Origin of the sequence: Herminiimonas contaminans (genome assembly GCF_015645465.1) — a bacterium.
Classification (GTDB): domain Bacteria; phylum Pseudomonadota; class Gammaproteobacteria; order Burkholderiales; family Burkholderiaceae_D; genus Oxalicibacterium; species Oxalicibacterium contaminans.
Window position 1 is genome coordinate 129757 of sequence record NZ_JADOEL010000008.1, and the last position, 13468, is coordinate 143224.

The window sequence follows — 13468 nt, forward strand, 5'->3', positions numbered from 1 at the left end:
TTTGTTTGCAGCTGCTTGCTTAGGCGGCTGATTTCTTTTGCTTGAGCAGCGGCACCAGATACTTGCCGGTGAAGCTGGCCGGATTCTTGGCGAGGTCTTCCGGTGTACCCGTACCGATGACCTGGCCGCCGCCAGCGCCACCTTCCGGACCCATGTCGATCAGCCAGTCGGCGGTTTTGATCACATCCAGATTGTGTTCGATGATGACGACAGTATTGCCCTGGTCACGCAAGCGGTGGATTACCTTCAGCAGCAAATCGATATCGTGGAAGTGCAGACCTGTGGTCGGCTCATCCAGGATGTACAGCGTGCGACCGGTATCACGTTTCGACAATTCCAATGACAGTTTGACGCGTTGCGCTTCACCGCCGGAGAGAGTGGTCGCGCTTTGTCCCAGGCGGATGTAGCCGAGGCCGACATCCAGCAAGGTTTGCAGTTTGCGTGCAATGACTGGCACCGCTTTAAAGAAGTCATAGGCTTCTTCCACTGTCATGCCCAGCACTTCAGTGATGTTCTTGCCTTTGTACTGGATCTCCAGCGTTTCGCGGTTGTAGCGATTGCCGTGGCAGACGTCACAAGGAACGTAGACGTCCGGCAGGAAGTGCATTTCAACCTTGATGACGCCGTCGCCCTGGCAGGCTTCGCAGCGTCCGCCTTTGACGTTGAACGAGAAGCGTCCGGCCGAGTAGCCGCGTTCTTTCGAGGTCGGCACCGTGGCAAACAAATCGCGTATCGGTGTGAACAAGCCGGTGTAGGTTGCCGGATTGGAGCGCGGCGTGCGGCCGATCGGTGCCTGGTCGACCGAGATGACTTTGTCGAAATGCTCAAAGCCGCTGATCGAATCATGCGGAGCCGGTTCTGCCTGCGAGCCATACAAGTGGCGTGATGCCGCGTGGTACAGCGTGTCGTTGACCAGTGTCGACTTGCCCGAGCCGGACACTCCGGTGACGCAAGTCAGCAAGCCGACCGGCAATTCCAGCGTGACGTTTTTCAGGTTGTTGCCGGTGGCACCTGTAATCACGAATTGCTTCTTCGGATTCGGTGGCGTGCGTTTCTTCGGTACGGCAATCCCGAGCGTGCCGTTCAGATATTGCGCGGTCAGCGACTTCTTGTTCTTCAGGATTTCCTTCAGCGTACCTTCGGCGATCACTTCGCCGCCGTGTACGCCTGCACCTATGCCCATGTCGACCACATAGTCGGCGCAGCGGATCGCATCTTCATCATGCTCGACCACCAGCACACTATTGCCGATGTCGCGCAAGTGTTTGAGGGTTTCGATCAGTCTATCGTTGTCGCGCTGATGCAGGCCGATCGATGGTTCATCCAGTACATACATGACGCCGGTCAGGCCGGAGCCGATTTGCGACGCCAGTCGTATGCGCTGTGCTTCGCCACCGGACAAGGTATCCGCGCTGCGTTCCAGCGACAGGTAGTCGAGACCGACGTTGTTGAGGAATTGCAGGCGCGAGACGATTTCCTTGATGATGCGATCGGCGATTTCTTTCTTCGCACCAGTCAGCACCAGGCTTTCAAAGAATTCCAGCGTCTGGCGCAACGGGGTCGCAGCTACTTCAAAGATGGCGCGCTTTTGCTTGCCACTGCCAACCATGACGTTGCGTGCCTCGACGCGCAGACGTGCGCCTTCGCAGCTAGGGCATTGTTTTTCATTGATGAACTTGGCCAGTTCTTCCTTCACCGCCATCGAATCGGTTTCGCGATAACGACGTTGCAGGTTGTTCACTACGCCTTCAAACGTGTGTTCACGGATGACGGTACGGCCCTTTTCATTCACATAGGTGAATGGGATGTTTTGTTTGCCCGAGCCGAACAGCACCGCTTGCTGCGCGGCTTCCGGCAGCTTCTCGAATGGCACGTCGATGTCGAAGTCGTAGAACTCCGCCAGGTTGGACAGCATCTGGAAGTAAAACTGGTTGCGACGGTCCCAGCCCTTTACTGCGCCGCTGGCGAGTGAAAGGTTAGGGAAGGCGACGATACGTTTCGGATCAAAGAATTCGATATGACCGAGGCCGTCGCATTCCGGGCACGCACCCATAGGATTGTTGAACGAGAACAGGCGTGGCTCCAGTTCCTGCAACGAGTAGCCGCAGACCGGGCAGGCGAATTTATTCGAATACAGGTGTTCGATACCGGTATCCATTTCCAGCACCAGTGCGCGACCTTCGGCCAGGCGCAGTGCTGTTTCAAAGCTTTCAGCCAGGCGCTGCTTGATGTCGGCCTTGACCTTGATACGGTCGATTACGACATCGATGGTGTGCTTTTCCGCTTTCTTCAGTTTGGGCAAAGCGTCGACATCATAGATGTGCGCATTGTTGGTGCCGCTCTGTACGCGGAAGCGCACGAAGCCTTGCGCCTGCATTTGTTCAAACAGGTCTGCGTGTTCGCCTTTGCGATTGGCGACGACTGGCGCCATGATCATCAGCTTGGTATCTTCCGGCATCGCCAGTACGGCATCGACCATTTGCGACACCGATTGCGCGGCCAGCGGATTTTCCGGGTGGTCGGGGCAGTATGGCGTGCCGACGCGGGCATACAGCAGGCGCAGGTAATCGTGGATCTCGGTGACGGTGCCGACGGTGGAGCGCGGATTGTGCGAGGTCGCTTTTTGCTCGATCGAGATCGCAGGCGACAAACCTTCGATCAGGTCGACGTCCGGCTTTTCCATCAATTGCAAAAACTGGCGCGCGTAGGCCGACAGTGATTCGACGTAACGGCGCTGGCCTTCCGCATACAGCGTATCGAAGGCGAGCGACGACTTGCCGGAGCCGGACAGGCCGGTGATCACGATCAGCTTATTGCGCGGTAAATCCAGATTGATGTTCTTGAGGTTGTGCGTACGCGCACCTCGGATACGAATCTCGTCCATTCACTCTTTCAGCTAGGCTTTTCCGATGTTCGCGCGCCTTTTTGAGGTTCGCGAGCGGGTTAAAACGGGTCAACCTGCTACTATAGCGGGTTTTAAAGCTGCCCGTAAAACCTGTTCTTCCCTATTTCCAGTAATACATGTCCCTAGCATCTTCAAACCAGCCCGATACAGGCATGACCCGCACCGAAATCCGCGCCAGCACGTCGCTTGCGTCGATTTTTGCACTGCGTATGCTGGGCCTGTTCCTGATTCTGCCGGTGTTTGCAGTTCATGCAAAAACCTTGCCGGGCGGCGAAAGTGCTACTCTGGTCGGTTTGGCAATGGGGATATATGGTTTGACGCAATCTTTCGGCCAAATCCCGTTTGGTATTGCTTCAGACAAATATGGCCGCAAGCGCATTATCGTGATCGGACTGATCTTATTTGCGCTGGGTTCGTTTATCGCTGCCGCCGCCGACAATATTATCTGGGTGATCATAGGGCGCGCAGTGCAGGGCGCCGGCGCGATCTCCGCTGCAGTCACCGCATTTATTGCCGATTCGACCAGGGAAGAGCATCGCACCAAGGCAATGGCGATGGTGGGGGCTTCGATAGGGCTGACTTTCGCGGCCTCCCTGGTGTTGTCCCCGTTGCTATATAAATGGGTCGGGATGGGCGGTATTTTTGCGCTGACCGGGATTTTGTCGGTATTGGCAATCCTGGTCGTTATATATGTGGTGCCTGCCGCGCCTAGCCTGCCGCCAGCGCAGGTGTCGATAAGAGAGATATTGGCGCACGGTGAGCTGATGCGTCTGAATTTCGGCGTATTTGCATTGCATTTGACGCAAATGGCGATGTTTGTCGTGGTACCGTCAGCCTTGATCCGCTTTGTGCAATTGCCGCTGGCCGAGCACTGGAAGATTTACTTGCCAGTGGTCATTGCTTCTTTTGTACTCATGTTGCCGCCTATCTTCATTGGTGAAAAACGTGGCAAGTCGAAACAGGTATTTGTCGCTGCCATTGCTTTATTATTACTGGTCCAGGTCGGGATGTGGCTGGCCTTGTCGCAAACACAGTTGCATGCGGTCTGGCTGATAGCTTTGTTGCTGGCATTCTTTGTTGCTTTCAACATACTCGAAGCCAGCCAGCCGTCACTGGTGTCGCGTATCGCGCCACCGGGTAGCAAGGGTGCGGCGCTGGGCGTGTATAACACCTTGCAGGCATTGGGTCTGTTCTGTGGTGGTGCGCTGGGCGGATGGCTAACGCAGCATGTCGGTGGTGCATCTGTCTTTGTTCTGGGTTCTGCTTTGTGTGTCGTGTGGCTTATAATTGCCGCCAATATGAAAAACTTACCGCGTCGTAGCCAAGTTCAGGCTGCAGTCGTTTAATCGGAGAAATAGCAATGGCATCAGTTAATAAAGTCATCATCGTCGGCAACCTGGGACGCGATCCTGAAACACGTTACATGCCAAATGGCGAAGCCGTGACCAATGTTGCCGTCGCAACCACAGAAAGCTGGAAAGACAAAAACAGCGGTGACAAAAAAGAAATCACCGAATGGCACCGCATCACCTTCTATCGCAAGCTGGCTGAAATCGCTGGTCAATACCTGAAAAAAGGTTCGTCGGTATATATCGAAGGTCGTTTGCAAACACGCAAATGGACAGACAAGGATGGCGTAGAGCGTTACACCACCGAAATCATTGCAGACACCATGCAAATGCTGGGCGGTCGTCCAGGTGCAGGCGGTGGCAGCAGCGCTGGTATGGATGACGACTATGGCAGCAGCGCACCAGCGCCACGCCCAAGCTCGGGTGGTGGCGGCAACGCACGTCCGGCAGCGCGTCCAGCGGCAGCGTCGAACTTCAATGACATGGATGACGACATCCCGTTCTAAAAAGTAGTTTTGCGAGACGCATCTGAAAGGCCTAAAACCTCTGGTTTTAGGCCTTTATTTTTGCGCTGCTAATGTCCTATACATTTCTTCAAATCTTGCACCTATGCCATAGGTCATTCTTCTCCTAAAGTACGGACAGAAGCGTCACGCAAGTGAGCGCATTGTTATCCTTCTTACTTACTGGAGATTAGTCATGAGTGCCCTGCGTTTGTCATACTGGACCCTTTCCCCTGAAGCCTATCAAGGCTTTGCCGCGACCAAAAAGGCGGTGGAAAAAAGCAGCATAGGCAAGCAATTGATAGAGCTGGCCTGGTTGCGCATGTCGCAAATCAACGGCTGTGCTTTTTGCCTGGAAATGCATGCGAAGGCCTTGCGTGCCAGCGGTGTGCCGGATGCCAAGATCGATAGCCTGGCCGGATGGCGCGTCAGCGAACATTTCACTGCGCGCGAGTGCGCTGCACTGGCGTGGACCGAAGCGCTGACGCACGTCGACAAAACCCATGCGCCGGATGAGGACTTCGAACCGCTCAAGGAACACTTCAGTGATGTTGAGATAGCCGATCTGAGCTTTGCGATTGCCTTGATGAGCGCTTTCAATCGCCTGGCAATAGGTATGCGCCAGTAATTGCACCAAACAAAAAGCCCGGACATTAGCCGTCCGGGCTTTTTTAATTCAGATCAGCGCTGATGACTTAGACCAGATTGATGACGACATCGATATTGCCGCGCGTCGCTTTGGAATAAGGGCAGGTTTGATGTGCCGCTTCGACCAGCGTTTGCACGACTTCAGGTTCCAGTCCCGGTACGCTGACGTTGAGTCTGGCTTGCAGGAAGTAAGCACCGTCCGCGTTGCACAGATCGACTTCGGCATCGACTGCCAGATCGGCAGGCAGTTTGATTTTCATCTTGCCTGCCGCCAGACCCATGGCGCCGATAAAGCAGGCGGACCAGCCTGCAGCAAACAGTTGCTCCGGATTGGTGCCGGTGCCAGCGGAGCCGGGCGACGAGAGTTTGATGTCGAGACGGCCGTCATCGCTATGCGCTGCGCCGTCGCGGCCGCCGGAAGAAGTGTGGGTTTTGCCTGTGTACAGTACTTTGGTGATGCCGGTCATGGTAGTTCTCCTGTTTAAAGTGAGTAGTTTGCTGCTGTAAATTCAGTCGCGTATTTCAGTTACGTCGATTAACCTGCGTTGCTGAGCAGTGTCATCACTGCTGCTGAAAATTCCTGTGGTGCTTCCTGTGGCAAGTTGTGACCTGCACCCTTGATGATGCGATGCGTGCGCGGGCCGCTGAACTTGCTGGCATAAGCCTTGCCGTCGGTTGCTGGTACTACGCCATCCGAGTCGCCATCCATGGTGATGGTCGGCACCGCAATCACAGGTTGTGTGGCGAGACGTTTTTCCAGCTCGTCGTATTGTGGATCGCCTGCTGCCAGCGACAGCCGCCAGCGGTAGTTGTGGATCACGATGGCGACGTAGTCCGGATTGTCGAACGACGCAGCGGCACGATCGAAGGTGGCATCATCGAAGTGCCAGGTCGGCGAATTGGTTTTCCAGATGATGCGGGCGATGTCCTTGCGGTTGGCGGTCAAACCTGCGACACCGCGCTCGGTCGCGAAGTAGTACTGGTACCACCAGCCGACTTCAGCCTGCGCCGGTAGAGGCAGGGCATTGCGTGCGATGTTTTGTATCAGGTAGCCATTCACCGAGAGCAGGCCTATGCAACGTTCTGGCCACAGCGCGGCAATGATGCAGGCAGTGCGTGCGCCCCAGTCGTAGCCCGCCATGACGGCGCGATCTATCTTCAATGCGTCCATCAAGGCAATGATGTCCACTGCCACTGCCGACTGTTGCCCGGTGCGCTGGGTTGCGGCGTCGAGGAAGCGGGTGCTGCCGTGGCCGCGCAAATGCGGCACGATCACACGGCACCCTTGCTTTGCAAGTATCTCTGCGACGTCTATGTAGCTGTGGATGTCATATGGGTAGCCATGCAGCAGGAATACCACTGGACCTTGTGCCGGGCCTGTTTCGTAGTACGCGATGTTCAGTACGCCTGCGTCCACGTGCTTGAGTGGTGCCATGCTGGCCTTGCCGGATGCCGACAACGGATTGGCGTAGCTCAGGCCGGGCAGTGTCAGATTGGCTGCGGCGACGCCCAGTAAAGTGCCACCTAACAGTCGACGACGTTTGAGATTGATGTCCGGCATGGTGTAAGTCCTTTGCAAGTTGAGTGGAACGTGGCGCCAAGTGCTGATCGCTTGATGCCGCGCTTGGTATGACTAAACATTAAGCCGCGTGTGTATCTGACATGTGTCTCGAAACCGGGCTTTTGTATCTCTGTGTATCTGCAAAAAAGTGGATACAGATGGATACGAAGAGGTGCCGGGCAAAGTACGTTTGCCCGGCAAGCAGACTTATTGCGCGACGCGGACGGATTGCTGTGCAGCGGTTTCGATCAGTCTGGATACTTCAGCCGGATGGGACGTCATCACGACATGGGAAGCACCAGGGATCGCTATCGTCTTTTGCGAGTGTGCGCGCTGGGCCATATAGGCCAGTGCTGCTGCAGGGATGTTTTTGTCTGCCTTGCCATACACAAACCAGGACGGCAACGTTTTCCATGCCGGTTCACCCGAGGCTTCGGTAATCGCCGCTTCCGTTACCGGGCGTTGTGCCGCAGCCATCAGTCTGGCTTTGGCGGCAGGGACGTCGGCCGCGAATTGCTGGCGGAACTTGGCCTGGTCTATGTACAGATCCTTGCCACCATCCGCGAGAGGTACCGGCTGCGCCAGCGCCGAGCCTAATGTGCTGCCGGGGAATTTTGAGGATAAGCCGATCGCTGTTTCGCCAGCTTCTGGTGCGAAGGCCGCGACGTAGACCAGGCCTTTGACATTGTCATTGCCATTTGCTGCTTCAGAAATCACCGAGCCGCCATAGGAGTGACCGACCAGCAGTACTGGCCCCGGGATATTTTTAACGATGCCGGAAACGTAGTTCGCGTCATTTTTTACGCCACGCAAGGGATTGGCTGCGCCCACTACTTTGTAGCCATCGGCGAGCAAGCGACTGGTGACGCCATCCCAGCTGGACGCGTCAGCAAAAGCACCGTGTACCAGTACGATGGTCGGCTTGGCCGCATCCTGCGCATATGAAAAGGCAGGCAGTGAGACAGCGGCTACGCCCAGCGTCATGACGAAGGTGCTTTTTAGTACGTGTTGATAAATCTTGTTCATATTGTTTTCCTTTCAGTGTGGGTGAGTGCGTCGCTGTTTTAGTTCGGTTCGGCCAGGAGTGCGCGGATTTTGGCTTCGGTTTCCTGGTACTTGCCTTCACCGAAGTGGCTGTAGACGATCTGTCCTTTCTTGTTGATCAGGTAGACCGCAGGCCAGTACTGGTTGTTGTAGGCCGTCCATGTTGCGTAGCGGTTGTCTTGCGCGACCGGATACTTGATGTCGAAGCGCTGGATCGCTTTGCTGACATTCTCAGTCGAGCGCTCAAACGGATATTCCGGCGTATGCACACCGACCACGGTGAGGCCCTGGTCCTTGTACTTGTCGTACCAGTTCTTGACGTAAGGCAGCGTACGTATGCAGTTAATGCAGGTGTAGGTCCAGAAATCGACCAGCACGACTTTGCCGCGCAGCTTTTGCATGCTCAGTGGTTCGGAATTCAGCCATTTCTCTATACCGGTGAATTCCGGTGCCTGGGTTGGCGCACCGTATGGTGCGGCATGGGCGCTGGCGACATACAACGTGCTGGCGATCAAGATGGTTTTCAGTATCGATTTCATTTTTAAAATCCTTTCAGGTTGGGGAAAAGTTCAGCTAGCCACGCGTAGATCACTACGTCGTATTGGAGATAAATGGCGATGGCGGTGAGGATGATCAGCACGCCAAAAATTTTCTGCAGGCGCTCGGCGTACTTTGCTACTGCGCGTACCCGGGTCGTCATGAACTGGCCGCCGTATGCGATCACCAGCATCGGGATGCCTGCGCCGATTGCGTACAGCACCAGCAACGAAGCCGACCAGCCCAGGTTTTGTGCCTGTGTGACCAGGACCAGGATGGAGGCCAGCACCGGACCGGCGCATGGCGTCCAGATCGCGCCCAGCGACATGCCGAGTACAAAGCCGCCCAGGTTGCCGGAGCCGGCATTGCCGCTGCTGGCGCCTATCCGCTGCAGTGGTTCGTTGACGTGTGAAATCAACCAGTCATACGGCGCACGCCACAACATCGCCAGGCCGGCCAGCAGCAACATCACGATGCCGGCCAGGCGCAGGGTTTCATGTGCAACGGCCACGGTTTGCGAGACGCTGGCCAGCAACATGCCGAGTGCCGCGAAGGTGAGGACAAAGCCAGCCACGATGAAGAGCGGACGCAGTTTGCTGGCGCGTTTAATCGAAGTGCCCAGGATGATGGGCAATATCGGCAGCACGCACGGGGAGGCGATGGTGAGTACGCCGGCGAGCAGGGCAAAGGGTGCTTCGAGCAGATTGTTCATGGAACCGTCCTGTTGTTGGTATGACGGTATTTGAACGCCCGAGCGTATCTGGCATGTGTATGAAACTGGCCCGAGTGCAATGTTTTGTATCGCCTACTGTGGCAGATACATTGAGATACAAAAGGTCGGTGGAAGTCAGATATAAAGCAGGCATTGCCACTCAGGAGAAAATCAAATGTCTGCCCAGCACTACACAGGTTCCTGCCACTGCGGAACTGTTAAATTCGAAGTTCGTACAGAACTCACACCTGCTACACGTTGCAATTGCAGCCTGTGTCGCCGTCGCGGTGCGCTGATGTCACCTGCCTTCCATACGAGTGATCTGCGTATTGTTGAGGGAGAAACTGCGCTGTCGCTGTATCAATTCAATAGCCGCGTTGCGCGTCATTTCTTTTGCAAGGTGTGCGGTGTGTATCCGTTCCACCAGACGCGCAAGGATAAGGACGCCTGGCGCGTCAACCTTGGTTGTCTGGATGGCGTGGATAGCTATGCGCTGGAGCATACGCTGGCCGATGGTGCCAGCCTGTCGGTAGTGGAGGATGCATGATGGGCTATGCAAAGCGTTACTTTGCCATCATGGCTTTCCTTTTTGGCGGGCTGAGCGTGGAAGTCGTCAAGCCGATGAATTGTTCGCTGATGGTATCCAGTCAGCCACGTAATAAGCGCCTTAAGATAAGATGCAGCAATGGAAAATAATGACCACATTTTGATCGTCGACGACGATCGCGAAATCCGTGAGCTGCTCGCCACTTACCTGGAAAAAAATGGCATGCGTACCTCGCTGGCGGCGAATGGCCGGCAGATGCGCGCTGTGCTGGAGCAGGGCTCTGTCGACCTGATCGTGCTGGATCTGATGTTGCCGGGCGAAGACGGCCTGACGCTGTGCCGTGAATTGCGTGCCGGTAAATGGCGTACGGTGCCGGTACTGATGCTGACCGCCCGCAATGAAGAAACCGATCGCATCATCGGCCTGGAAATGGGCGCGGATGATTACCTGAGCAAGCCGTTTGCGGTGCGTGAATTGTTCGCGCGCATACGGTCGGTATTGCGTCGTGCGCGTATGCTGCCGACCAATCTGCAGGTGAGTGAGCCGACACAGTTCCTGGTCTTTGGTGACTGGAAGCTGGATACCACCGCACGCCATTTGCTGGACAAGGATGGCACCATGGTTGCCCTGAGTGGTGCCGAGTATCGCTTGCTGCGTGTATTCCTCGATCATCCGCAACGCGTGTTGACACGTGATCAGTTGCTGAACCTGACACAAGGGCGGGACGCCGATCCATTTGACCGTTCCATCGATTTGCTGATCAGTCGTTTGCGCCAGCGCTTGCAGGATGACGCGCGTGAGCCGCGCTATATCAAGACGCTGCGCAGCGAAGGTTATGTCTTCTCTGCTGCCGTGGAGAATCACGAGGGAGCACGATGAGCACAAGCGACAAGAACTGGTGGCCGCGTACCTTGTTTATGCGGCTGACGCTGATTCTGTTCGTCGGCCTGGTCGTCGCACATGCACTGTCGTTCTGGCTGATTATGCGCGAGCGTACCGAAGCGACGACCGGTTTGATGCTGGGTTACCTTCAGCAGGATGTCGCCAGTTCAGTGGCTTTGCTGGATCGCTTGCCGGCGGCAGAGCGCGCTGCGTGGTTGCCACGGCTGGAACGTCGGACCTATAGCTTTTCACTGGAACCGGGCATGGCCGGGCGGGCGCCGGATACCAAGTTGTCCAGCATGATCGCCGCCTCCTTCCTGGATGCGATCGGTAGCCATTACCGAGTGACTGCGCATGTCGTACCGGGGCAGAAGGATAGGGTACAGGCGCAACTTGAATTGAGCGATGGCATGCCTTTGACCATCGATATGCGGCCTGCCGGTTTGCCTATCTCGGGCTGGTTGCCGGTAGTGTTGCTGCTGCAATTGGTTTTGTTGGCAGGTGTTACATGGCTGGGGGTGCGTCTCGCGACGCGGCCGCTGGTACAACTGGCCAATGCGGCGGATACGCTGGGGCCTGATTTACGCGCATCTACCTTGCCCGAGGACGGGCCGCTGGAAGTGGCGCGTGCAGCCAAAGCTTTCAATGCGATGCAAGGGCGCATCAGCCACTATATGGCGGAGCGCATGCAGATCCTGGCAGCGATTTCGCATGACTTGCAGACACCGATCACGCGCATGCGCATGCGGGCAGACATGCTGGACGACAGCGAGCAACGCGAGAAGCTGAATCATGATTTGAAGGAAATGGAAGTGCTGGTCAAGGAAGGTGTTGCCTATGCACGCACCTTGCACGGTACGAGCGAGCCGCCAATTGCGGTTGATCCTGATGCATTGCTGGAGAGTCTGGGTTTCGACTACACCGATGCCGGACAAAAACTGGAATTGCATGGCAAGGTTGGGCATAGCATCGTCACCCGTCCCAACGCCTTGCGGCGCGTATTGATTAACCTGATCGACAATGCGCTGAAATTTTCGACGCAGGTCGATGTGCATGTGAGTGAGGGCAATGACGGACGCATCACCATCCAGGTGCTGGATAACGGGCCGGGCATACCGGAATCTGAACTGGAAGCAGTGTTCCAGCCTTTCTATCGGGTCGAAGCTTCACGCAATCGTGATACGGGCGGTACCGGCCTTGGCCTGGCGATCGCGCGACAACTGGCGCAAGCGATGAATGCCAGTCTGAGTCTGCACAATCGCGCCGATGGCGGCCTAGAGGCGCGCCTGGTGTTGTAATACCGTCTGTTTGGTGTGCCCTGTGTTTTGCGTAGAAGCGTAGAAATTGCCGTGCGCTTGATATATCATCTCTGCTAGATTTACGCAGATTGCTACGGGACCCTGCGGGTTCCGTTTTTCATTGCGACACGCTTGTTGCGGCAGAGCAAATATTTCCCTCGACTCTCCACTCGCTGTACGCCCAATCATCCTGGCTCTGCTCCAGGGTTTGCAATACCTCGTTTCCTGAATAGATTAACCAATGAATACGCCTTTTCTGAAAAATGCGTTGGTGCTGGGCTTGTTGTCTGCCATCGGTCCCTTCGCCATCGATATGTATTTACCGGCCTTGCCGTCTATAGGCCAGACCCTGGGCGTGTCTATGAGCGCCGTGCAGGCCAGCCTGATGGCGTTCTTTATCTCGCTCGGGATAGGGCAGATTATTTATGGCCCGATCTCGGATATGGTGGGACGCAAGCCGCCTTTGTACTTTGGCCTCGCGCTGTTTGCCGTATGCAGCGTTGGTTGTGCGATGGCACCGGATATCGAAACCCTGATCGTGCTGCGCTTCCTGCAAGGCCTGGGTGCCAGTGCCGGGATGGTGATCCCGCGTGCGGTGGTGCGTGACCTGCATACCGGCAATGATGCAGCGCGGCTGATGTCACTGTTAATGCTGGTGTTTAGCGTGTCGCCGATACTTGCGCCGCTGTCCGGTAGCTTGCTGATAGAGATATGGGGCTGGCGCAGTGTGTTCTGGGCGGTGACGGTAGCAGCAGTACTGGCGTTGATATTAATGGCGACCAGCCAGCCGGAAACACGCCCGCGTGAACAACGCGTGGATAGCAGCGTACGTAGCGCGCTGAATGGTTATCTGTTCTTGTTGCGGGATCCGCACTTCCATGGCCTGGTATTTATAGGTGCGTTTGGTATTTCCAGTTTCTTTGCTTACCTTGCGAACTCTTCATTCATCCTGATCGATCACTATGGACTGACGCCGCGCCAATACAGTATCGCTTTCGCGGCAAATGCAGCATCCTTCATCGGTGTCTCCCAATTTACCGGTCGCCTGAGCGCGCGTTTCGGCCTGGTGCCGGTGGTGAAGGTGGCGGTGGCTGCGTACGCATTAGTGATGGCAGGCCTGTTGGCAGTTAATCTGATGGGCATTGAACGTCTGGACGTGATGCTGGTCATGTTATTTATCGGTTTTGGTTTCCTCGGTCTGGTAATACCGACCACGACCGTGCTGGCACTGGAAGAGCACGGAACCATCGCCGGTACGGCTTCTGCCTTGATGGGAACTTTGCAGTTCGTGACCGGGGCAGCAGTGATGGCGGTCACCGGACTCTTTGTTGACGGTACGGCGCGACCTATGGTGGCAGGCATCGCGGTATGTGCATTGCTGGCCTGGTTCATATCGTGGCTGACCTTGCGTTCGGCAAGAATGCGCGGCGTACAAGGATAAATAAGGCGGCGACATGTATATGTATGTCGCCTGGGATAGGT

Annotated in this window: 14 protein-coding genes; 8 read left to right on the plus strand and 6 right to left on the minus strand. The window is 55.9% G+C overall.

What is annotated here, in order from left to right; genetic code table 11:
• Window positions 1-19 precede the first annotated feature (19 nt).
• Window positions 20-2884 carry an excinuclease ABC subunit UvrA gene (gene uvrA, locus IXC47_RS11620; protein ID WP_195875718.1) on the minus strand — a complete coding sequence of 955 codons (2865 nt, stop codon included), beginning with the start codon at window positions 2882-2884 and terminating at the stop codon, window positions 20-22.
• Window positions 2885-3057: 173 nt separating this feature from the next.
• On the opposite strand from uvrA, the gene IXC47_RS11625 reads away from it, so the two are divergent.
• The 3 genes from IXC47_RS11625 (at window position 3058) to IXC47_RS11635 (ending at window position 5385) form a co-directional block, all read left to right on the plus strand.
• Window positions 3058-4251 carry an MFS transporter gene (locus IXC47_RS11625; protein ID WP_195875719.1) on the plus strand — a complete coding sequence of 398 codons (1194 nt, stop codon included), beginning with the start codon at window positions 3058-3060 and terminating at the stop codon, window positions 4249-4251.
• Window positions 4252-4265: 14 nt separating this feature from the next.
• Window positions 4266-4760 carry a single-stranded DNA-binding protein gene (ssb, locus tag IXC47_RS11630; RefSeq protein WP_175624698.1) on the plus strand — a complete coding sequence of 165 codons (495 nt, stop codon included), beginning with the start codon at window positions 4266-4268 and terminating at the stop codon, window positions 4758-4760.
• Window positions 4761-4953: 193 nt separating this feature from the next.
• Window positions 4954-5385 (plus strand): carboxymuconolactone decarboxylase family protein, encoded by a 432-nt coding sequence (locus IXC47_RS11635; RefSeq protein WP_124574274.1) that lies wholly within the window; start codon window positions 4954-4956, stop codon window positions 5383-5385.
• A 67-nt stretch (window positions 5386-5452) separates the two neighbouring features.
• On the opposite strand, the gene IXC47_RS11640 is transcribed toward IXC47_RS11635, so the two are convergent.
• From IXC47_RS11640 to IXC47_RS11660, 5 genes are all read right to left on the minus strand, one after another.
• Entirely contained in the window at window positions 5453-5872 is a 420-nt protein-coding gene (locus IXC47_RS11640) for an organic hydroperoxide resistance protein (RefSeq protein ID WP_195875720.1), read from the minus strand.
• A gap of 68 nt (window positions 5873-5940) precedes the next feature.
• The gene (locus IXC47_RS11645; protein ID WP_195875721.1) at window positions 5941-6966 is read right to left on the minus strand and encodes an alpha/beta fold hydrolase; all 1026 of its coding nucleotides are present in this window, start codon (window positions 6964-6966) and stop codon (window positions 5941-5943) included.
• 207 nt (window positions 6967-7173) lie between these two features.
• A complete protein-coding gene (locus IXC47_RS11650) occupies window positions 7174-7992 on the minus strand; it encodes an alpha/beta fold hydrolase (protein ID WP_175624701.1) in 819 nt (272 codons plus the stop codon).
• Window positions 7993-8030: 38 nt separating this feature from the next.
• Window positions 8031-8549, minus strand: coding sequence for a thioredoxin family protein (locus tag IXC47_RS11655; protein ID WP_195875722.1), 519 nt, complete (start codon window positions 8547-8549; stop codon window positions 8031-8033).
• 2 nt (window positions 8550-8551) lie between these two features.
• Window positions 8552-9259, minus strand: a complete 708-nt coding sequence (locus IXC47_RS11660) for a cytochrome c biogenesis CcdA family protein (RefSeq protein WP_195875723.1) — start codon at window positions 9257-9259, stop codon at window positions 8552-8554.
• A gap of 175 nt (window positions 9260-9434) precedes the next feature.
• On the opposite strand from IXC47_RS11660, the gene IXC47_RS11665 reads away from it, so the two are divergent.
• The 5 genes from IXC47_RS11665 (at window position 9435) to IXC47_RS11685 (ending at window position 13427) form a co-directional block, all read left to right on the plus strand.
• A complete protein-coding gene (locus tag IXC47_RS11665) occupies window positions 9435-9806 on the plus strand; it encodes a GFA family protein (protein ID WP_195875724.1) in 372 nt (123 codons plus the stop codon).
• A complete protein-coding gene (locus IXC47_RS11670; RefSeq protein WP_195875725.1) occupies window positions 9803-9955 on the plus strand; it encodes a hypothetical protein in 153 nt (50 codons plus the stop codon). Before IXC47_RS11665 ends, IXC47_RS11670 begins: the two co-directional genes overlap by 4 nt.
• The gene (locus tag IXC47_RS11675) at window positions 9945-10685 is read left to right on the plus strand and encodes a response regulator (RefSeq protein ID WP_195875726.1); all 741 of its coding nucleotides are present in this window, start codon (window positions 9945-9947) and stop codon (window positions 10683-10685) included. The genes IXC47_RS11670 and IXC47_RS11675 overlap by 11 nt, the downstream gene beginning before the upstream one ends.
• Entirely contained in the window at window positions 10682-11986 is a 1305-nt protein-coding gene (locus tag IXC47_RS11680; RefSeq protein WP_195875727.1) for a sensor histidine kinase, read from the plus strand. The genes IXC47_RS11675 and IXC47_RS11680 overlap by 4 nt, the downstream gene beginning before the upstream one ends.
• Window positions 11987-12227: 241 nt before the next feature.
• Window positions 12228-13427: a multidrug effflux MFS transporter gene (locus tag IXC47_RS11685; RefSeq protein WP_175624707.1), complete on the plus strand. Its 1200-nt coding sequence runs from the start codon at window positions 12228-12230 to the stop codon at window positions 13425-13427.
• Window positions 13428-13468: the final 41 nt, after the last annotated feature.

Excerpts from the sequence above, each read along its gene's own strand:
- uvrA (WP_195875718.1), bottom strand. The coding sequence starts at position 2,884 with ATGGACGAGATTCGTATCCGAGGTGCGCGTACGCACAACCTCAAGAAC.
- IXC47_RS11625 (WP_195875719.1), top strand. The coding sequence starts at position 3,058 with ATGACCCGCACCGAAATCCGCGCCAGCACGTCGCTTGCGTCGATTTTT.
- ssb (WP_175624698.1), top strand. The coding sequence starts at position 4,266 with ATGGCATCAGTTAATAAAGTCATCATCGTCGGCAACCTGGGACGCGAT.
- IXC47_RS11635 (WP_124574274.1), top strand. The coding sequence starts at position 4,954 with ATGAGTGCCCTGCGTTTGTCATACTGGACCCTTTCCCCTGAAGCCTAT.
- IXC47_RS11640 (WP_195875720.1), bottom strand. The coding sequence starts at position 5,872 with ATGACCGGCATCACCAAAGTACTGTACACAGGCAAAACCCACACTTCT.
- IXC47_RS11645 (WP_195875721.1), bottom strand. The coding sequence starts at position 6,966 with ATGCCGGACATCAATCTCAAACGTCGTCGACTGTTAGGTGGCACTTTA.
- IXC47_RS11650 (WP_175624701.1), bottom strand. The coding sequence starts at position 7,992 with ATGAACAAGATTTATCAACACGTACTAAAAAGCACCTTCGTCATGACG.
- IXC47_RS11655 (WP_195875722.1), bottom strand. The coding sequence starts at position 8,549 with ATGAAATCGATACTGAAAACCATCTTGATCGCCAGCACGTTGTATGTC.
- IXC47_RS11660 (WP_195875723.1), bottom strand. The coding sequence starts at position 9,259 with ATGAACAATCTGCTCGAAGCACCCTTTGCCCTGCTCGCCGGCGTACTC.
- IXC47_RS11665 (WP_195875724.1), top strand. The coding sequence starts at position 9,435 with ATGTCTGCCCAGCACTACACAGGTTCCTGCCACTGCGGAACTGTTAAA.
- IXC47_RS11670 (WP_195875725.1), top strand. The coding sequence starts at position 9,803 with ATGATGGGCTATGCAAAGCGTTACTTTGCCATCATGGCTTTCCTTTTT.
- IXC47_RS11675 (WP_195875726.1), top strand. The coding sequence starts at position 9,945 with ATGGAAAATAATGACCACATTTTGATCGTCGACGACGATCGCGAAATC.
- IXC47_RS11680 (WP_195875727.1), top strand. The coding sequence starts at position 10,682 with ATGAGCACAAGCGACAAGAACTGGTGGCCGCGTACCTTGTTTATGCGG.
- IXC47_RS11685 (WP_175624707.1), top strand. The coding sequence starts at position 12,228 with ATGAATACGCCTTTTCTGAAAAATGCGTTGGTGCTGGGCTTGTTGTCT.